Below are 18,244 nucleotides of genomic sequence, written 5' to 3'. Positions count from 1 at the left end.
GAAACCCCCAAAGCCGACACGACCTGCGGAGCCGACGCACCACCCACCAGCATCCTCAACGCCTGAACACGTGTCTCCAACGACGAATCCGAAACCATCCCAACCCCTCCCAAGAACAAGAGGTGTTGCACTCACCAACTGAAACCGCCTCGCAAATTCAGACGTCTACTCACGACTCGGCCGGCAAGCCGGACGCTCCCCGCCGACGCGCCTTTCAGCCGGCCGCGCGGAACTCCTGCTCGAGGATGGCGTACACGGCGGTGTCCGACCACTCGCCCTTGAAGATCTCGGTCTCGCGGAGCAGGGCCTCCTGCCGCATCCCGATGCGCTCGCAGAGGCGCGCCGAGGCGTCGTTGCGGGCGTCCAGCTGCGCGAAGACGCGGTGGGCGCCGAGGGTGTCGAAGCAGAGTTCGAGCACGCGCTGTGCGGCCTCCGTGGCGAAGCCGCGACCGTGGACGGCGGGGTGGAACACCCAGCCCATCTCGAACTTGCCCCAGTTCGCGTTCTTGAGGAACAGGCTGATGTCGCCGATCACACGCCCCGGTCCGCCTTCCGCGTCGGCCAGCTCGACCGCGAAGACGATGCCGTCGCCGTTCTCGGCCAGGCGATTCATCGCGATGCGCTTGCGCAGGTGCTCGGCCGACTCGTCGTGGTCGTGCACCTCCCAGTAGAGGTAGCGGACGACGTCCTTCAGCTTCTGGTAGGAGTGCACATCCTGCAGGTCGCCCGTGTTGAGGGGGCGCAGCAGCAGCCGCTCGGTGCGGAGCTGCTCCGCTGCGTAGGGCAGCCCGGTTGCGCCGTGAGGCGGCACGGCGGTGGTCGTGGCTTCTTCGCTCACGGTCGCTCCTTCGGCGGTAGGGGTCAGGATGCCGCGGACTCGTCGTCCACGGCGGAAAGGCGGGGGCGGGCGGCTTCGGCTTCGGCCTCGACGTCCACACCGAAGAGGGCAGCGGCGCCCTCGATGAACGCCTGCGCGTCGCCCTGGCGGGCCAGCTCGCGGGCACGGACCGAGGGGGTGTGCAGCAGGACGCCGGCCAGGTGACGCAGCGCGGCCTCGGTCTGCTCGCTCCCGTCGCCGCGCGTGCGTGCGCGCTCGATCTCCGCATCCAGCACGCCGAAGACGTGCTTGCGCAGGGCGACGAGCGCGGGGGTGACCGCCTGCTCGGCCGTCCGTGCCTGGTACTCGGCGGCCGCGGCGTCCACGATGCTGCGTGCGTCATCGGCGGCGCGCAGCTCGGTCAGCGGCGCGTGCAGGCTGATCGTCTCCAGGTCGAGCAACTCGACGCCGACCAGCTCGGCGACCGCCGGGTCGACGTTCCGAGGGAGACCCAGGTCGACGATGAGCCGGCGTTCGAGTGCTCCTGGGCGCTCCAGCGCCTCCGTGAGCAGGGGCCCGGTGAGCACATAGTCGGTGACCGCGGAGCAGGTGACGACGAGGTCGCTCTCGGCCAGGGCATCCACGACGCCGTCGGCGGCGATCGGCGCGATGTCATGCGAGCGCGCGAACGCGGGCGCCCGGCCGGAGGGCGAGAAGACGCGCACGTCGGTGGCGCCCCGGTCGCGAAGAGCGGCGAGGCTGGCTCCGGCGTACTTGCCCGTGCCGACCAGCAGGACGCGGGTCTGCGCCCAGTCGCTGATCCGGCTCTCGGCGAGGTCGAGCGCGAGGCGGACCATCGAGCGGCCGGCCGACATGATGCCGGTCTGGTTCTTGACGCCGCGCGAGGTTCGCGAGGCGAGCTGGAAAAGACGCTCCAGCTCGCTGGTGACCGAGCCGGCCTTCCGGGCCGAATCGAGCGCGCGGCGCACCTGACCGGCGATCTCGCCCTCACCGACGACGACCGACTCCAGGCCGCTCGTCACCGCGAAGAGATGCTCGGCGACGGCGTGGTTGCTGTAGACAGCGCTCGCGGTGCGCAGGGTGTCGACGTCGATCCCGGATGCGGTGCTCACCGCCTCCAGCACGGCATCGGCAGAACCTGCACGTGCGCTGCCGGGGGCGGCAGCGATGTCGAGATACGCCTCGAACCGGTTGCAGGTGGCCAGGACGACGGAGCCCGAGACGATGTCGCTGTGCTCCGAGAGTGCAGCCGTGACGGCCGGAGCGCGACGCTCGAGCCGTTCCAGGAGGTCGAAGTCAGCCGTGCGGTGACTCGACGAGAAGCACAGAAGCACGGACGAAGCCTACGCTCGCGTCCGATCAACATCGAATCGGCACCCAGCATCCGATCAGCAGGGCGCCCGGCCCCAGCCGCTTGTCAGCCGGAGCACTGGCAGAATCGTGTGGTGACCACCCTCGCACCCGAGCATCCCCTCGCCTCCGGGCGTACCGCCTCCAGCCCCCTCGTGCGGGCCTATCAGGGCGAGCGCCAGGAGGTGACACCGGTCTGGTTCATGCGCCAGGCGGGGCGGTCCCTCCCCGAATACCGCGAGCTGCGGGTCGGAACGCACATGCTGGACGCCTGCCTCGATCCGGCGATGGCGAGCGAGATCACGCTCCAGCCGGTCCGCCGGCACGGGGTGGATGCCGGCATCTTCTTCAGCGACATCGTCGTTCCGCTCAGGCTGGCCGGCGTCGACGTCGAGATCGTCCCGGGCAAGGGGCCGGTCTTCGCACAGGCCGTGCGGACCGCCGCGGACGTGGACCGGCTGACGGCCGTCGACCCTGCCGCTCTCGGACCGGACGTCTTCGCGCCCATTCAAGAGGCCGTCCGGCTGACCATCGCCGAGCTCGACCGGACGCCGCTGATCGGGTTCGCGGGGGCGCCGTTCACCCTCGCCGCGTACCTCGTGGAGGGCGGTCCGTCGAAGGACCACATCCGTGCCCGGACGCTGATGCACGCCGACCCGGACGCCTGGGCCCGGCTGATGGCGTGGACAGCGGACATCTCCGGAGCCTTCCTCCGTGCGCAGGTGCTGGCCGGCGCGAGCGCCGCTCAACTGTTCGACTCATGGGCCGGATCCCTCTCACTGCACGACTACGTCACCCATGTCGCGCCCGCGTCGGCGCGAGCGCTCTCGCACGTCCGCGACCTGGCGTACGGGCTGCCGGAGGCGGAGGGCGCGACGGTCGACGGCGTCGAGCCCCCGATCGACGCCGTCGTCCGCAACGTCCCGCTGGTGCACTTCGGCGTCGGCACCGGCGAGCTCCTGAAGGCGATGCACGAGGTGGGAGCCGACGCGGTCGGCGTCGACTACCGCATTCCTCTCGATGAGGCGAGCCGCCGGCTGGGCCACGTCGTCCCGGTGCAGGGCAACGTCGACCCGGCGATGCTGGATGCGCCCTGGCCGGTGCTCGAGGCGCACGTCCGCGAGGTGCTGGCGCGTGGGCTCGAGGCGCCGGCGCACGTGCTCAACCTCGGCCACGGCGTGCCGCCGGAGACCGACCCCACCGTGCTCACCCGCGTGGTCGAACTGGTGCACGGGTGGCGTCCCGAATGAGCGACGAGCCGGTCCTTCCTGGCGACGGACCCGAGACGGTCGACGACATCGGCGAAGAGATCCGGCACGTTGTCGAGGCGCCCCCGACGCGGATCGTCGTGATCGGCGGCGGTGTGGCCGGCCTGGTGATCGCCCGCGAGTGCGCCCGTCCCGGTTTCGAAGTGACCGTACTGGAGGAGTCGGGACGCGTTGGCGGGAGCGTCGCACCGCTCGAACTCGGGGGGATGACGCTGGACGCGGGCGCCGAGAGCTTCGCGACCCGCGGAGGGCACGTCGCCGAGTTGCTGCAGGACCTGGGACTCGATGACGACGTGGTGCAGCCGAACCCGTCGGGCGCGTGGGTGCGGCACGGCTCGCGGTCGGTGCCGCTGCCGAAGGCCGGCCTGCTGGGCATCCCGAGCTCGCCCCTGGCGACGGATGTCGTGGCCGCGATCGGTGCGGCCGGCGCGGTGCGCGCCTACCTCGACCGCCTCATCCCGGTGCTGAAGATCGGCCAGGAGCGCCGGCTGGGCACCCTGGTCCGCAAGCGGATGGGACGCAAGGTCCTCGAACTCCTCGTGGCACCGGTGGCGACGGGCGTGTACTCGGCATCGCCGGACGACCTCGATGTGGAGGTGGTCGCGCCCGGCCTCAATTCCGCCCTCACCCGGCTGGGATCGCTCTCGGGCGCCGTCGGCGAACTGCGGTCGGCCGCGAAGGCGGGCAGCGCAGTCGGAGGCCTCCGGGGCGGGATGTGGCGACTTCCGCAGGCGCTCGCGGCGGACATCGAGGCGCGCGGCGGCGGAGTGCGGACGGATGCGCGGGTGATCTCGGTCGAACCGTGGAGCGCGACGGAGGTCGACGACACGGAGGCCGGCGAGGCGGAGTCCGGCCGCGCACAGCTCGACGACGCGGAGCGCGCGGCTGCGGAGCCGCAGCGTGCCGGTCGATGGATCGTGCGCACGGCGGACGGCGACCTTCTCGTCGCGGATGCCGTCGCGATCGCCGCGCCGGCCGACTCCGCGCTGACCCTCCTCGCTGGAGTCGCCCCGGAACTCGGCGAGCTGGCCGCGCTGGACTGGCCGGCCGCCTCCAGCGTCGAACTCGTGACTCTGGTCATCGACGACGACCGGCTCGCCGCGAGCCCCGTCGGCACCGGGGTACTGGTCGCCGACGTCCCTGGCGCGGACGTCACGGCGAAGGCGATGACCCATTCCAGCGCGAAGTGGGCCTGGGTCGCCGAGGCGGCCGGTGACGGTCGGCACGTCGTGCGGCTCTCCTACGGCCGTGCGGGCCGGGCGCCCGAGTCGACGGCTCTCGGTGACGCCGAACTCCGTGCTCTTGCGGTCGCCGACGCCTCCCGGCTGCTGAATATTCCGATCGCGGAATCCTCAGTGACCGCTTTCGCCCGCACCCCCTGGACGAACGCCCTCCCGTATGCGACAGTGGGGCAGCGAGAACGCATCGAGCGGGTTCGCTCCGGGGTCGACGGTGTCGAGGGTCTCGAGGTCACCGGGTCTTGGCTGACCGGAACTGGCCTCGCGTCCGTCATCCCGGATGCGCGCCGGACGGCCGAGCGGGTGCGAGGTCTACGGTGGAGATCCCTGACCGATGCCCTGCACGCGGACCGGCCAGCACAGACAGACTGACCCGAGGGAGACGGAATGCGCGGCAAGATCCTCTTCGTCACCGGAGCGGCGGTGGGCTTCGTGCTCGGCGCCCGCGCGGGACGTGAACGATACGAGCAGATCAAGGCGGCCGCCGGCAAGGTGTGGCAGTCCCCTGGGGTGCAGAAGCAGGTGCACTCGGTCGAGGATTTCGTGGCCGAGAAGGTGGGCGAGTTCCCCGAGACGGTCTACATCACCGTCAAGAAGCTCGTCGTGCAGGCGAACCGCCGCCGACGGGAGTCCCGCGCACCGTATCCGTCGCCTGCTGCCGAGGCCGCCCTCCGGGCCGACGAAGGCCGCAGCAACAGCGCCTCCTGACGGGGGTACTGTACGGAAGCGACGAGGGGAGAGGCGATGACCGACCCGGAACGGGCGCCGAGCGCGCGGACGAAGTCGCTGGCGCAGCTGGTCTCCGACCTGCCGCAGCTGATCGTCCGCCTGCTCAAGGCCGAACTGAACCACCTGAAGGCGGAGTTCGCCGAGAAGGCCAAGTATGCCGGGGTCGGCATGGGTCTGCTCGCCGCGGCGGCGCTGCTGCTGTTCTACGCGCTGGGCGTTCTCATCGCCGCCGCGATCCTCGGTATCGCTGTGGCCCTGCCCGCGTGGGCGGCTGCGCTCATCGTGTTCGGCGGCCTGGTCGTGATCGCTGTGGTGCTCGCGCTCATCGGCATGCGATCGTTCAAGAAGATGGACGGCGTCGCTCCGTCGCAGACCATCGACAGCATCAAGGAAGACGCCGACGCGCTGAAGGGACTGGGCAAGTATGACGACTGACCGCAGCGACGTCGACCGCGCGCGCGCCGAGCTGGCCGCGACCGTGGACGCCATCGAATACAGACTGAACGTGCCCAAAAGGGCGTCGGAACGCCTGCAGCGGCTCCGCAAAGAGAACCCCGCCGCCCTCGCCGGGATCGTCGCGGGTGCCGTGGTCGCGGTCGCCGGTGCCGTGTGGGGCATCGTGCGCCTCATCCGCCGGTGAGCGGCTCCCCGTTTTTGGCCTTCCCAGGTTTCAGAGGGAGACTGTGGGTATGAGTACCCCGGCTGCCGCTCCGGCAGAGTCGTCCACCCCCGAAACCCCCAGCGACAACCCGAACGGCTTCACCCTCTGGGCTGTGCTGCGCCGCGACCCCGCCCGCCCTGACGACCTCGACGGCACCGATGTGCCCAGGGCCGTGCGCGAGCTCGAGGGCGTCATCGCCGACATCGAGTTGCGGGGCGTGACCACCCGCGGCCTCTACGACGTCTCCGGCCTCCGCGCCGACGCCGACATCATGATCTGGCTGCACGGTCCCGAGGCGGACACCCTGCAGTGGGGGCTCCGCCAGCTGCGCCGCACACGGCTGCTGAAGGCGCTCCTTCCGACCTGGAACGCGATGGCGGTGCACCGCGACGCCGAGTTCAACAAGGCGCACGTCCCCGGCTTCCTGCGGGGCATCGAGCCGAAGGCCTGGCTGTGCGTCTACCCGTTCGTCCGCAGTTACGAGTGGTACCTGCTGCCGGATGAGGAGCGTTCGGCGATGCTGGCGGACCACGGCCGTAAGGGCGCCGCGTTCCGCGCCGTCGTCGCCAACACGGTGGCGTCGTTCGCCCTGGGCGACTACGAGTGGATCCTGCCGATGGAGGCCGACGAACTCACCGACCTGGTCGACATGATGCGTGAGCTGCGCTACACCGAGGCCCGTCGCCACGTGCGCGAAGAGGTCCCGTTCTTCACCGGCCGCCGGGTGGAGCCCGCCGAGGTCGTGGAGGTCTTGCAGTGACCGACGTCCAGGCGACGCAACCGCAAACCGTGCAGCGGGTCCTGGCAGCCACTCCCGCGGCGGCGGCAGGTCCGGAGCACGTGACCGAGCCCGTCGCGTACGACGCGATCCTGCTCGCCGGTTTCGGTGGCCCGGAGGGCCAGGACGACGTCATCCCGTTCCTTCGCAACGTCACGCGCGGTCGCGGCATCCCGGAGGAGCGCCTGGAGGAGGTGGCGCACCACTACCGCCACTTCGGCGGCGTCAGCCCGATCAACGACCAGAACCGTGAGCTGAAGGCGGCACTGGAGGCGGAACTCGCCGAGCGTGGGATCGATCTGCCGGTGCTGTGGGGAAACCGCAACTGGGATCCGTACCTGGCCGATGCCCTGCGCGAGGCCGATGAACGCGGCTTCACCCAGCTCATCGCCATCGCCACCAGTGCCTACTCCTCCTACTCGAGCTGTCGTCAGTACCGCGAGGACTTCGCCGGCGCCCTGCAGTCCACGGGCCTGGAGGGACGCATCCAGATCGACAAGGTGCGCCAGTTCTTCGACCACCCGGGTTTCGTCGAGCCGTTCATCGAGGGTGTGCGGAACGCCATCGACGAGCTGCAGCAGAAGCTGCCGGGCATCGACCCGGCGACCGAGGTGCGCATCCTCTACTCGACGCACTCCATCCCGTCGACCGATGCCGCCAAGTCCGGACCGGCCGAGCGTGCCGATACCGGTGGGCGCTGGGGTGAGGGCGGCGCGTACGCCGCGCAGCACCTGGCCGTCGCCGAGGTCGTCTCGCACGCCGCCACCGGCGGCACCGTGGGGTGGGATCTGGTCTTCCAGTCCCGGTCCGGGCCGCCGTCGATGCCGTGGCTGGAGCCCGACATCAACGACCGGATCGCGGAGCTGCCCGCGCTGGGCGTCAAGGGCGTGGTCATCGTGCCGCTCGGCTTCGTCAGCGACCACATGGAGGTGCTCTGGGACCTCGACAACGAGGCGATGGAGACCAGCGACCAGCACGGCCTGGTGGCCGTCCGCGTCCCGACCCCCGGCACGCACGCCGACTACGTGAAGGGCCTCGTCGACCTGGTCCTGGAGCGCCGCGACGGCGTCCCGGTCGACCAGCGGCCCGCCGTCACCTCGCTCGGCCCCTGGTACGACGTGTGCCGGCCGGGTTGCTGCGAGAACGTGCGGCTGGGCTTCAAGCCGGCCGCAGCGGGGCTGGCACCGTGACCGGAACCGTGACGAGGGTCGACGACGCCGCCGAGCGCCGCGATGGCGTGCTCCGCATCGGAACGCGTGGCAGCGCGCTCGCGGTCGCCCAGACCACGGCCGTCGCGCAGTCGGTCGCGCGCGCGACGGGGCTGGATGTGGAGATCGTCACGGTGACCACGCAGGGCGACACCTCGCGTGAGTCGCTGGCGCAGCTGGGCGGCACCGGCGTGTTCGCGACCGCGCTGCGGGACGCACTTCGCGCCGGGACGGTCGACCTGGTCGTGCACTCGCTCAAGGACCTCCCGACCGCGCCGGCACCCGGGCTCGTGGTCGGCGCCATCCCGAAACGTGCCGACGCCCGCGACGCCCTGTGCGCGCGGGATGGCCTCACGATCGAGACCCTGCCCGAGGGTGCCCGCGTCGGCACCGGCTCGCCGCGCCGCGTCGCGCAGCTGAAGGCGCAGCGTCCCGACCTCGAGGTCGTCGACCTGCGCGGAAATGTGGACACCCGGCTCGGCCGGGTCTCGGAGGGCGACTTGGACGCGGTGGTGCTCGCCGCAGCGGGTCTCACCCGACTCGGACGACTCGATGCGGTGACCGAATTCTTCCCGCTGTCGGTCATGCCGACTGCGCCCGGGCAGGGTGCTCTCGCGCTCGAGGTCCGCGCCGGCGACCAGAAGGGTCGCGGCGCGATCGCGCGCGCGCTCTCCGCCGTCGACCACGTCACCAGCCATGCGTCGGCCATCGCCGAGCGGGTCGTGCTCGCCGGCCTGGAGGCGGGCTGCGCAGCACCGATCGGCGCGACTGCGCTCGTCGACGACGGCCTGCTCTTCCTCACGGCGACGGTGTACCGGCCCGACGGAACCGAGCAGCTGACCGCATCCCACGCAGCCACCCCGGACTCGTTGAGCGCCGCGCACCTCGAGGAGGCCGCGCAGGACGTCGGCGCGCGCGTGGTCGCCGAGCTGCTGCAAGCGGGCGCCGCAGAGCTGGCGCCGCTGGGGAGCTCGCGATGACCAATACGGCACCGACCCCGAAACCGCTCGCCGGCTGGCGGGTGCTGGTGCCGCGCGGCGGCCCCTGGGGAGACTCGGTCGCCGCCGACCTGCGGTCGAAGGGAGCATCGCCCGTCGTCGCGGCGATGATCAACTTCGCACCCACCGCGGACGCACCCGCATTGGAGACCGCCCTCGCGCGGCTCGCCAACGGCGACTTCGACTGGATGACCGTCACCAGCGCCACCACGGTCGACGTGCTCAGCGCCCAGCGCGCGGTCGTGCCGCCGTCGACGCGCGTCGCCGCCGTCGGTGAGACGACGGCCGCAGCCCTCGCCGCCGCGGGCTACCACGTCGACCTGGTCCCCTCGGAGGACAACTCTGCGCGCGGCCTGCTCGCCGAGTGGGAGGCCGCGACGCAGGGCGCCTTCCCGCTGCGCGTCCTCACCCTCCGCTCGGAGATCGCGAAGCCTCTGCTCACGGAGGGCCTGCGGCGCATCGGCCACGAAGTGGAGTCGGTGGTCGCCTACCGCACGGTCGGAGTGCCGGTGCCGGAGACGGTGGTCGCCGACGTCCGCGAGGGTCGCGTCCAGGCCATCCTCGTGACCAGCGGCTCGGTCGCCGAGCAGGTGCAGCAGCAGCTCGGCCCGGTGCCCGAGTCGACGCTGATCGCGGCGATCGGTCCCCAGACCGCCCGCGACGCCCGCGGCTTCGGCCTCCGGGTGGATGTGGTCGCGGACGAACGCATCGCCGCATCCCTCATCGATGCGGTCGTCAAGGTCGCCGTCTCGCGCGCGATCGACGCCGACCACTGACCCTGTCCCGGCTGGGAAAACCCTCAGCGTGGCGGGCGTAGGGTGATGCGAGTGAGTGAACTGCATCCCGTCATCCGCCCCCGACGGCTGCGGCAGTCCCAGGCATTCCGCCGGCTGACCGCCGAGACCCGCCTCCACCCCGCCGAGTTGATCCTCCCGCTGTTCGTGCGCGAGGGCGCCACCGAGCCGGTCCCGATCGGCTCGATGCCGGGCGTCTCCCAGCACAGCCTGGACTCGCTGAAGCGGGTCGCGAACGAGGCGGCGGAGGCGGGCGTCGGCGGGCTGATGCTGTTCGGCGTGCCCGAGACGCGGGACGCGGTGGGCTCGGCGGCGACCGACCCGGACGGCATCCTGAACGTGGCGACACGCATCCTCGCCGAAGAGGTGGGCGACGCGCTGGTCGTGCAGACCGACCTCTGCCTGGACGAGTTCACCGACCACGGCCACTGCGGGGTGCTGGACGCGCACGGGCACGTCGACAACGACGCCACTCTCGTCCGCTACCGCGACATGGCTGTCGCCCAGGCCGAGGCCGGCTCGCAGCTGCTCGGGCTGAGCGGGATGATGGACGGCCAGGTGGCGGCCGTCCGTCAGGCGCTCGACGGCGCTGGCCGTACGGATGTGGCGATCCTCGCCTACTCGGCCAAGTACGCTTCCGGTTTCTACGGACCGTTCCGCGAGGCCGTCGACTCGCAGCTCTCCGGTGACCGCCGCGCCTACCAGCAGGACCCGGCGAACCGGCGGGAGGGGCTGCGCGAGGCGCGCCTCGACCTGGAGGAGGGCGCCGACATCCTCATGGTGAAGCCGGCGCTCAGCTACCTCGACGTGCTCAGCGATGTCGCCGCGATCAGCGATGTCCCCGTGTGGGCCTACCAGGTCTCCGGCGAGTACGCGATGGTGGAGGCGGCGGCCGCGAACGGCTGGATCGACCGCGACCGCATCATCGAGGAGACGCTGGTCGGCGCGAAGCGCGCAGGAGCCGACGCCATCCTGACCTATTGGGCGACCGAGGTGGCGGCGTGGCTGCGATGATCGAATCGAATCCGGGTGCGAACCGCGCGCAGTTCGAGCGCGCTCAGCGCGTCATCCCGGGCGGGGTCAACTCGCCGGTGCGCGCCTATGGGTCCGTCGGTGGCACGCCGCGCTTCCTCGTCTCGGCTCGCGGGCCGTATGTGACCGACGCGGAGGGGCGGGAGTACGTCGACCTGGTCGCGTCGTGGGGTCCGGCCATCCTCGGCCACGCCCATCCGGCCGTCGTGGAGGCGGTTCAGCAGGCGGCAGCGCGCGGTCTGTCGTTCGGCGCGTCCACCCCGGCGGAGACCGAGCTCGCCGAGACCGTGATCGGCCGCGTTCCGTTCGTCGAGAAGTTGCGCCTGGTCTCCACGGGCACCGAGGCGACGATGACCGCGATCCGCCTGGCGCGCGGCTTCACCGGCCGCCCGCTGCTGATCAAGTTCGCCGGGCACTACCACGGGCACTCCGATGGCCTGCTCGCGGAGGCCGGTTCGGGGCTTGCGACTCTCGCGCTGCCCGGCTCGGCCGGCGTCACCGAGGCGACGGCCGCGCAGACCATCGTGCTGCCGTACAACGACCTGGCTGCGGTCCGCGCCGTCTTCGAGGCGCAAGGCCCCGACATCGCGGCGGTCATCACCGAGGCGGCGGCGGCCAACATGGGCGTGGTGGCGCCGGACGAGGGCTTCAACGCCGCCCTCACCGACCTGGCGCACGAGTTCGGGGCGCTGCTCATCCTGGACGAGGTGCTGACCGGGTTCCGCGTCAGCGAAGCCGGCTTCTGGGGCCTCGACCGTGGCTACACTCCCGACCTCGTCACCTTCGGCAAAGTCGTCGGCGGTGGGATGCCGTTGGCGGCGCTGGGCGGGCGTGCCGAGCTGATGGACTTCCTCGCGCCGGCGGGTCCCGTCTACCAGGCGGGCACGCTCTCGGGGAACCCGGTCGCCGTCGCGGCCGGCCTTGCGACTCTGGCGCACGCCGACGCGGCCGTCTACGACCGGCTCGACACCGTCGCCGCGACGGTCTCGGCCGGCGTCTCCGACGCGCTGTCGGAGGCGGGCGTCGCGCATCGCGTGCAGCGCGCGGGCAACCTGTTCAGCTTCGTCTTCGGCGACTTCGCGGAAGCCCCGCGCACGTACTCCGAGGTGCAGCGGCAGGAGGCGTTCCGTTACCGGGCGTTCTTCCACGCGATGCTCGACCAGGGCGTCTCGCTCCCGCCGAGCGTGTTCGAGGCGTGGTTCGTCACGGCCGCACACGACGACGCGGCCGTCGCGCGCATCCTGGACGCGCTCCCCGCTGCCGCCCGCGCCGCAGCCTCCGCCACTCCCGCGTCTCCCGTCTCCTGAAGGCCGCCGAGTTGCGACATGACGTCGCGACTCGAGCCGGATAACAGCGCCGAGTCACGACTCGTGAGGCCCACGGCCTACGCGTCGGGAGCCGCGGGTTCCCTGGAGAGCGACTCGACGTACGTGTACGTCGCCGACGCAGGCCAGCCGTCGGCGTCCAGCAGCGCGTAGACGTCGAAGTTCAGTGTGCCACCGCCCCCGGCGGCCCTGCGCAGCGTGCGGGGCGGCGCATCCGACGACGACCGCACCGTCACCGTCTGCGGCTCCACTCCGAGACGCAGAAGGCGGGCGCGGAAGGTGGTGGTGCGGGTCACCCCACCACTCTCCCACGCCCGCCTCTCACGACACAGGCGGGACGGCGTCCCTAGGCTTGGCCGTGCGACTCCCGCGACCGCCGTGACAGCGAGTCGATGATCACCGCGAGCAGTAGCACTGCGCCCGTGATCATGAACCGGTACGACGAGTCCAGGTTCATGAGCGTCAGGCCGTTCGAGATCGACTGGATGACGAGGATGCCGAGCAGCGCCGACCACGCCGATCCGCGTCCACCGAACAGGCTCGTACCGCCGATGACCGCCGCCGCGATCGCGTTCAGGTTGGTGTCCGTGCCGCCGGACCCGGCTCCGACCGAGGCGAGGCGGGCCGCGGCGAGCAGACCGCCGACCGCAGCGAACGTCGAGCAGAGGATGAACACGCTGATGAACACCCGGTTCACCCGGATGCCCGACCGGCGCGCCGCCTCCACCGAACCGCCGACGGCGAACACCGAGCGGCCCCACTTGGTGCGGGTGAGCAGGAAGTTCATCACGATCACCAGGACCACGAAGAACAGGAACATCGCGCCGGTGCCGCGGTCGGTCGAGAGGTACCACACGCTGATGGCCAGACCGATCAGCAGGAACACCGCCTTGACCGCGACGACGGCCATCGAACCCTCTGACAGTCCGGCATTCCGTCGACGCACGTTGCGGCGCCAGTCGGAGAAGAACATCCCACCGGCGGCGATCACGGCCAGCGCGTACGCCGCCCACGGCGGAAGGAACCACTGCTGGGCGAACTGCACGATCCAGGAGTTGTAGGGGATGTTGATCGAGCTGTTCGCACCGAGGATCCACAGCTGGAGGCCCAGGAACCCGAGCAGACCGGCCAGCGTGATCACGAAGCTCGGCACGCCGAACCGGGTGAACAGGAAGCCGTAGAGCAGGCCGATCAGCGAGCCGGCGAGGATCGCCACGATCACGGTGAGCCAAAGCGGCCAGTGCAGCTGGGTGAAGCCGACGCCGAGGATGGCGGCGGACACACCACTGACCGAACCGACCGAGAGGTCGATCTGGCCGAGCAGCAGTACCAGCACGATGCCGATCGAGATGGTGCCGATCGCCGCGCACTGCAGCGTCAGGTTCACCAGGTTGTTGGCGCTGAGGAAGTTGGGGTTGAGGATCTGGAACACCACCCAGATCACGGCGAGGCCGATGACGACCGGGAGCGACCCCAGGTCGCCCCCGCGCACGCGGCGCCCGAAGGCGCGGACCGCGCCGGCGAGCCCCTGCTCGCGGATGAGGCGTTCGTCCTGAAGGTCGGCCGCCAGTTCGGCTGGCGTCTCCGGCGCCGTGGATGCCGGGGTTCGCGCTGTGTTGGTCATGCTTCCGGACTCCGTTCGATGGATTCTTCGGCCTCCATGAGCCGCTCGGCGCGACGGACGACGACGTTGTCCGTGGCTCCGGTGATGGCGGAGATGATCTCCTCGTAGCTGACATCCGGCACCCGGAAGTCACCGTTGTTGCGGCCGAGCCGCAGCACGGCGACCCGGTCGGCGACGGCCTGCACGTCGGCCATGTTGTGGCTGATCAGGAGGACGCCGAGCCCGCGCTCGCGCAGTCGCTCGATGAGGTTGAGCACCTCAGCGGTCTGGGCGACTCCCAGTGCGGCGGTCGGCTCGTCGAGGATGACGACGCGCGGGTCGCCGATCAGCGAGCGCGCGATGGCCACGGTCTGGCGCTGGCCGCCGGAGAGCGACGCGACCGCGATGCGGACGGAGGGGATGCGCGCGGACAGCTGGCGCAGCAGGCTCCAGGACCGCTTCTCCATCTCCTCCTCGTCCAGCGTCCCCTTGGTGATCTCGCGTCCGAGGAACAGGTTCGAGACGACGTCGAGGTTGTCGCACAGCGCGAGGTCCTGGAAGACCGTGGCGATGCCGAGTTCGCGCGACGCGGCGGGTGTTGGGATGCCCACCACCTGCCCGTCGAACTCGATCGTTCCCGAATCCTGCGGGTGCACGCCGGCGAGGATCTTGACGAGGGTCGATTTGCCGGCGCCGTTGTCGCCGACGAGGGCGACGACTTCGCCGGGATAGACGTCGAGGTGGATGTCGGTGAGCGCTTGGACGGCACCGAACCCCTTCGATACCCCCTGGAGGGACAGGACGGGCCGGCGGGTCGACCGGTCCTCGTCCACGATGGCGGATTCCATGGTCACGGCGTTCTCCTTCGAGCTGTGCGCAGCATGCTTCCTGTTCTCAGGCTAGAGCGGAACCACCCGGCCCGGGATGCGCCCTTCCGTGGAAAGGGGATGCAGCCCGGGCCGGGGTCCTTCGGGTCTTTCGTTTGCTAGATGTTCGCTTACTTGATGCCGTACTTGTCGCAGGCTGCCTTGTAGTCGGCGGTGCAGATCTTCGACGCGGAGTCCGCACCGTAGAACTCGTCCTTGACGACCGTGCTCTCGATGTTGTCCGTCGTGACCGAGACCGGGGTCAGCAGGAACGACTGGATCGCCGCACCGCCGGCCGTGTTGACCGTGGTGTCGCCCTTCGGCTTGTTGCCCTTGGTCAGGTCGACGGCGAGTTCTGCCGCCTTCTCGGCTTCTGGCTTCAGCGCCTTGTAGACGGTCATGTACTGGTCTCCGGCGAGGATGCGCTGGATGCCCGCGAGCTCGGCGTCCTGTCCGGTGACCGGCGGGAGCGGGCTTACGTTGGCCGCCTTCATGGCCGCGATGGCGCCGCCGCCGGTGCCGTCGTTAGCCGCGTAGACGCCCTTGATCTGGTCCTTGAACTGCGTGACCTGGCCGGCCACCCAGTCCTGAGCCTTGGCCGGGTCCCATCCTGGGGTGTCGAACTCGGCGAGCACCTTGTAGCCGCTGGAGTCGATGACGCTGTGCGCGCCCTTCTTGAACAGCGTCGCGTTGTTGTCCGTCGGCGAGCCGTTGACCATCAGGATGCCGGCGCCCGATGGCACGTTGTCCTTCTTCAGCTTGTCGACGAGCGCCTTGCCCTGCAGCTGACCGACCTTCTCGTTGTCGAACGAGATGTAGTAGTTGCTGTCGGGGCTGTTGATCAGACGGTCGTAGGAGATGACGGGCACGTTCTTGGCCTTCGCCTCGCCGACGATCGAGGCAGCGGCCTCACCGTCGAACGGGTCGAGCACGAGCACCTTGACGCCCTGGGTGAGCATCGACTCCGCCTGCTGCTGCTGCTTGCTGGCGTCGCCGTCGGCGTTCGCGTAGAGGACCTTGCAGCCGGAGCAGAGTTCCTTGACCTTCGCCTCGAAGAAGGGCTTGTCCGCCGCCTCGTAGCGGGCGGTGACGGAGTCGGGGAGGAGGAGGCCGATCTGGGCGTTGCTGGCGCCCGAGGTACTGCCGCCCGAACCGTTGCCGGATCCGTTCGAACACGCTGTAAGGGTGACGGCTGTGAGCAGAATCGTCGCCGATGCGATGACCGCTCTCTTGGTGGCGATCTTCATTGAAAAACCTCCGAATCGGGACCGCCTTCGTTGGCGGCTGCGTTGAGTGTGCCAGGTGGGACATTTGGCGTCAAGACTTGAAGCCAACGGATTCGATAACGGTTCGTGCCCAGTTCCGGGGCCAGCGGGAGAGCGCGATCAGTACGAGACGCCGTTGGAGCTGATCGAGACGCAGTCCACCGCGTAGGCGACGGCGCCCAGCGCTGCCGCGCGCGTCCCGAGCTGGCCTTGGACGATATCGGGCATCAGCTCCGGGTTGACGATGATGGAGCGCTCCACCGCATGCCGCATCGGGCCGAGCAGCAGCTCCCCGGCACGCGCCAATTCGCCGCCGACGATGACCCGCTCGGGGTCGAGCAGGTTGCACAGGTTGGCGGTCGCGACGCCGATGTGGCGGCCTGCGTCGGCGATCGCACGGATGCACCGCGCATCCCCTGCCATCGCTTGCAGCACGACATCGCCCAGCTTCAGGCTGCCGAGGTGGTCGCGGAGCTCGTCCAGGATGGCCGGACCGCCCGCGAGCGCCTCCAGACAGCCGCGATTCCCGCACCGGCAGAGCGGTCCGTTCTCGCGGATCGTGGTGTGTCCGAACTCGCCGGCGACGCCGTGGTTGCCCCGGTAGATCTGGCCGTTGAGGATGAGGCCGGCGCCGATCCCGTCACCGATATCGAGGGTGATCGTGTTCCGTTTGCCACGGCCCGCGCCGAAACGCGACTCCCCGAGGGCTCCGAGGTTCGCCGCGTTGTCGAGGTAGACCGGACGCTTGATCCGCCGCTCCATCGACTCGGCGATCACCACGCCGTCCCACCCGCGCATGATGCCGCTGCGCGCGATCGTGCCGGTCGCCCGGTCGATCGGCGCCGGTACGGCGATGCCGACGGCGAGCAGATCGTCGCGGGTGGCGTCCACCGATTCGAGCATGTCGTTCAGCAGCAGCGACACTTTGTCGAGCTCGTTGTCTGCTCGGTGATCCTTGGCGAGTGGCATGTGGTTCTCCGCGACCACGGTGTGGGCGACATCCGCCAGGGCGACGCGCAGGTGCCTGGTCGAAAAGTGCACGCCGACGACGAGACCGAGTGCGTGCGCGAGGGTGACATGTTGCGCGCGCCGGCCGGAGCGGATGCTCTGTGCGGTGTGCAGGACGCCGGAGGTCGAGAGCTCTTTGACGATGTTGGACACCGTCGCGGCCGACAGTCCCGTCGCGCCGGCCAGCTCGACCTGGGTGAGGCCGCCATGCTTCTTGATGGCGTCGACGATTCGCGCTCGGTTGGCTTCACGAAGTGAAGTCTGCGAACCCGGAGTTCGTCGCTGCGTTGCCACGACGAGAAGGATACATGCCCGCGGAACGGTCGCCGATCTCAGCGAAAGTAATGGCTTTGTGAGGTTCCTGTGACCCGCGGAGGCCGCCGGCTTGGCAGGATAGAGCTATGGCCGACCTGCACGTTCACCCCGACCGCCTGGAGATCCACCTCACGCGGGCCGAGAAGGTGCTGGCTGTGAAGCGCGACGACCTCGTGGTGCCGCGCGACAGCATCCGCTCGGTCGCCATCACGGAGGACCCGTGGATCTGGATCCGCGGCATCCGCGCCCCCGGGGCCGCTGTCCCGCTCACCCTGTCGCTCGGGACCTGGAAGTTCCACGGCGGCAAAGACTTCCTGCTCATCAAGGGCAAGCAGCGGGCGGCCGTCGTGATCGACCTCGACGGTGAGGAGTACTCGCGCATCATCGTCTCGACGCCGCATGCGGGCCGGCTCGTCGAAGCGCTGCGTGTCGACGGGAGCCAGCTCGCCGCCGACGGCAGCGTCATCGAGTGAGATCCCGGGCGGTGTAGTCGTTCTGCTCAGCGTTCGCCGATGGCGAGCCCGATGAGCAGCAGGATGAGCCCGATGAGGGGCAGGATGCCCTGGATGACGGCCGGTCGCAGATACCCGCGGCCGGTTGTGACCAGCACCACCGCGGCGCCGATCATGCTGGCCGAGGCGAAGATGATGAGCGCGAGCCCCGCCGCGTGCTGGCCGACGGCGTAGAGGACCAACCCGACCACCGCACCGATCGCCAGGAACAGGTTGTAGAAGCCCTGGTTGTACGCCATCGGCCGGACGGTGTCGGCCGCCTGCTGGCTGGCGACGCCGAACCGGCGCCACACGGCGGGCCGCGTCCAGGCGACACTCTCCATGAAGAAGATCGCGACGTGCAGCGCGGCGGCGAGGGTGACCACGATGGTGGCGAGGAGGATCATGGCGTCAGCATACCGACGGGTACGCCCGGCTCCGTCGCTTCGACCCGGCCCTGCGTTACAGCCGCGCCCG

Annotated in this window: 20 protein-coding genes; 12 read left to right on the top strand and 8 right to left on the bottom strand. The window is 70.2% G+C overall.

The genetic code is table 11. The annotated features are described in order from the left end of the window. Window positions 1-214: 214 nt before the first annotated feature. Together AB4079_RS03530 and AB4079_RS03525 are read right to left on the bottom strand one after the other, a co-directional pair. On the bottom strand, window positions 215-838 hold the full coding sequence (locus AB4079_RS03530; protein WP_441785887.1) for a GNAT family N-acetyltransferase: 624 nt from the start codon (window positions 836-838) through the stop codon (window positions 215-217). 23 nt (window positions 839-861) lie between these two features. Further along, window positions 862-2,172 carry a glutamyl-tRNA reductase gene (locus AB4079_RS03525; RefSeq protein ID WP_441785886.1) on the bottom strand — a complete coding sequence of 437 codons (1,311 nt, stop codon included), beginning with the start codon at window positions 2,170-2,172 and terminating at the stop codon, window positions 862-864. 111 nt (window positions 2,173-2,283) lie between these two features. Between AB4079_RS03525 and hemE the strand changes: the two genes are divergently transcribed. From hemE to hemL, 11 genes are read left to right on the top strand one after another with little or no spacing between them, the layout of a single operon-like run. Beyond that, window positions 2,284-3,438 (top strand): uroporphyrinogen decarboxylase, encoded by a 1,155-nt coding sequence (gene hemE, locus AB4079_RS03520; RefSeq protein ID WP_441785885.1) that lies wholly within the window; start codon window positions 2,284-2,286, stop codon window positions 3,436-3,438. Beyond that, complete coding sequence (hemG, locus tag AB4079_RS03515; RefSeq protein ID WP_441785884.1) at window positions 3,435-5,066, top strand: protoporphyrinogen oxidase; 1,632 nt, start codon at window positions 3,435-3,437, stop codon at window positions 5,064-5,066. The genes hemE and hemG overlap by 4 nt, the downstream gene beginning before the upstream one ends. Window positions 5,067-5,081: 15 nt before the next feature. Next, window positions 5,082-5,402: a hypothetical protein gene (locus AB4079_RS03510; protein WP_441785883.1), complete on the top strand. Its 321-nt coding sequence runs from the start codon at window positions 5,082-5,084 to the stop codon at window positions 5,400-5,402. A gap of 36 nt (window positions 5,403-5,438) precedes the next feature. Next, window positions 5,439-5,858 (top strand): phage holin family protein, encoded by a 420-nt coding sequence (locus AB4079_RS03505; RefSeq protein WP_441785882.1) that lies wholly within the window; start codon window positions 5,439-5,441, stop codon window positions 5,856-5,858. After that, window positions 5,848-6,063: a DUF3618 domain-containing protein gene (locus tag AB4079_RS03500; protein ID WP_441785881.1), complete on the top strand. Its 216-nt coding sequence runs from the start codon at window positions 5,848-5,850 to the stop codon at window positions 6,061-6,063. Before AB4079_RS03505 ends, AB4079_RS03500 begins: the two co-directional genes overlap by 11 nt. A 49-nt stretch (window positions 6,064-6,112) precedes the next feature. After that, window positions 6,113-6,844 carry a hydrogen peroxide-dependent heme synthase gene (hemQ, locus tag AB4079_RS03495; protein WP_441785880.1) on the top strand — a complete coding sequence of 244 codons (732 nt, stop codon included), beginning with the start codon at window positions 6,113-6,115 and terminating at the stop codon, window positions 6,842-6,844. Next, window positions 6,841-8,052, top strand: a complete 1,212-nt coding sequence (locus AB4079_RS03490; RefSeq protein WP_441785879.1) for a ferrochelatase — start codon at window positions 6,841-6,843, stop codon at window positions 8,050-8,052. Before hemQ ends, AB4079_RS03490 begins: the two co-directional genes overlap by 4 nt. After that, a complete protein-coding gene (hemC, locus tag AB4079_RS03485; protein ID WP_441785878.1) occupies window positions 8,049-9,050 on the top strand; it encodes a hydroxymethylbilane synthase in 1,002 nt (333 codons plus the stop codon). The genes AB4079_RS03490 and hemC overlap by 4 nt, the downstream gene beginning before the upstream one ends. Next, window positions 9,047-9,844, top strand: coding sequence for a uroporphyrinogen-III synthase (locus AB4079_RS03480; protein ID WP_441785877.1), 798 nt, complete (start codon window positions 9,047-9,049; stop codon window positions 9,842-9,844). Before hemC ends, AB4079_RS03480 begins: the two co-directional genes overlap by 4 nt. Window positions 9,845-9,904: 60 nt before the next feature. Further along, window positions 9,905-10,876, top strand: coding sequence for a porphobilinogen synthase (hemB, locus tag AB4079_RS03475; protein ID WP_441785909.1), 972 nt, complete (start codon window positions 9,905-9,907; stop codon window positions 10,874-10,876). Next, window positions 10,876-12,201, top strand: coding sequence for a glutamate-1-semialdehyde 2,1-aminomutase (gene hemL, locus AB4079_RS03470; protein WP_441785908.1), 1,326 nt, complete (start codon window positions 10,876-10,878; stop codon window positions 12,199-12,201). Before hemB ends, hemL begins: the two co-directional genes overlap by 1 nt. Before the next feature lie 77 nt (window positions 12,202-12,278). On the opposite strand, the gene AB4079_RS03465 is transcribed toward hemL, so the two are convergent. From AB4079_RS03465 to AB4079_RS03445, 5 genes are all read right to left on the bottom strand, one after another. Then, the gene (locus tag AB4079_RS03465; RefSeq protein WP_441785876.1) at window positions 12,279-12,515 is read right to left on the bottom strand and encodes a hypothetical protein; all 237 of its coding nucleotides are present in this window, start codon (window positions 12,513-12,515) and stop codon (window positions 12,279-12,281) included. 50 nt (window positions 12,516-12,565) lie between these two features. Next, window positions 12,566-13,843, bottom strand: coding sequence for a sugar ABC transporter permease (locus tag AB4079_RS03460; RefSeq protein WP_441785875.1), 1,278 nt, complete (start codon window positions 13,841-13,843; stop codon window positions 12,566-12,568). Then, a complete protein-coding gene (locus AB4079_RS03455; protein ID WP_441785907.1) occupies window positions 13,840-14,670 on the bottom strand; it encodes an ATP-binding cassette domain-containing protein in 831 nt (276 codons plus the stop codon). Before AB4079_RS03455 ends, AB4079_RS03460 begins: the two co-directional genes overlap by 4 nt. 149 nt (window positions 14,671-14,819) lie before the next feature. After that, window positions 14,820-15,935 carry an ABC transporter substrate-binding protein gene (locus AB4079_RS03450; RefSeq protein ID WP_441785874.1) on the bottom strand — a complete coding sequence of 372 codons (1,116 nt, stop codon included), beginning with the start codon at window positions 15,933-15,935 and terminating at the stop codon, window positions 14,820-14,822. Between the two features lie 138 nt (window positions 15,936-16,073). Beyond that, on the bottom strand, window positions 16,074-17,255 hold the full coding sequence (locus tag AB4079_RS03445; RefSeq protein ID WP_441785873.1) for an ROK family transcriptional regulator: 1,182 nt from the start codon (window positions 17,253-17,255) through the stop codon (window positions 16,074-16,076). Between the two features lie 107 nt (window positions 17,256-17,362). On the opposite strand from AB4079_RS03445, the gene AB4079_RS03440 reads away from it, so the two are divergent. Next, window positions 17,363-17,749, top strand: coding sequence for a hypothetical protein (locus AB4079_RS03440; RefSeq protein WP_441785872.1), 387 nt, complete (start codon window positions 17,363-17,365; stop codon window positions 17,747-17,749). Between the two features lie 26 nt (window positions 17,750-17,775). Here AB4079_RS03440 and AB4079_RS03435 read toward each other — a convergent pair whose 3' ends face one another. Then, window positions 17,776-18,174: a DUF1304 domain-containing protein gene (locus AB4079_RS03435; protein ID WP_441785871.1), complete on the bottom strand. Its 399-nt coding sequence runs from the start codon at window positions 18,172-18,174 to the stop codon at window positions 17,776-17,778. Between the last annotated feature and the right edge of the window lie 70 nt (window positions 18,175-18,244).

The organism is Leifsonia sp. 2MCAF36 (genome assembly GCF_052115525.1).
Classification (GTDB): domain Bacteria; phylum Actinomycetota; class Actinomycetes; order Actinomycetales; family Microbacteriaceae; genus Leifsonia.
The sequence above is the reverse complement of the archived record's forward strand: the minus strand, read 5'-3'. Positions and strand labels throughout refer to the sequence as shown.

What these genes read in the sequence shown, in the direction of transcription:
- AB4079_RS03450 (WP_441785874.1), bottom strand. Translation starts at nt 15,935, where the DNA reads ATGAAGATCGCCACCAAGAGAGCGGTCATCGCATCGGCGACGATTCTG.
- AB4079_RS03510 (WP_441785883.1), top strand. Translation starts at nt 5,082, where the DNA reads ATGCGCGGCAAGATCCTCTTCGTCACCGGAGCGGCGGTGGGCTTCGTG.
- AB4079_RS03480 (WP_441785877.1), top strand. Translation starts at nt 9,047, where the DNA reads ATGACCAATACGGCACCGACCCCGAAACCGCTCGCCGGCTGGCGGGTG.
- AB4079_RS03500 (WP_441785881.1), top strand. Translation starts at nt 5,848, where the DNA reads ATGACGACTGACCGCAGCGACGTCGACCGCGCGCGCGCCGAGCTGGCC.
- AB4079_RS03440 (WP_441785872.1), top strand. Translation starts at nt 17,363, where the DNA reads ATGGCCGACCTGCACGTTCACCCCGACCGCCTGGAGATCCACCTCACG.
- hemG (WP_441785884.1), top strand. Translation starts at nt 3,435, where the DNA reads ATGAGCGACGAGCCGGTCCTTCCTGGCGACGGACCCGAGACGGTCGAC.
- AB4079_RS03435 (WP_441785871.1), bottom strand. Translation starts at nt 18,174, where the DNA reads ATGATCCTCCTCGCCACCATCGTGGTCACCCTCGCCGCCGCGCTGCAC.
- AB4079_RS03505 (WP_441785882.1), top strand. Translation starts at nt 5,439, where the DNA reads ATGACCGACCCGGAACGGGCGCCGAGCGCGCGGACGAAGTCGCTGGCG.
- hemQ (WP_441785880.1), top strand. Translation starts at nt 6,113, where the DNA reads ATGAGTACCCCGGCTGCCGCTCCGGCAGAGTCGTCCACCCCCGAAACC.
- AB4079_RS03455 (WP_441785907.1), bottom strand. Translation starts at nt 14,670, where the DNA reads ATGGAATCCGCCATCGTGGACGAGGACCGGTCGACCCGCCGGCCCGTC.
- AB4079_RS03460 (WP_441785875.1), bottom strand. Translation starts at nt 13,843, where the DNA reads ATGACCAACACAGCGCGAACCCCGGCATCCACGGCGCCGGAGACGCCA.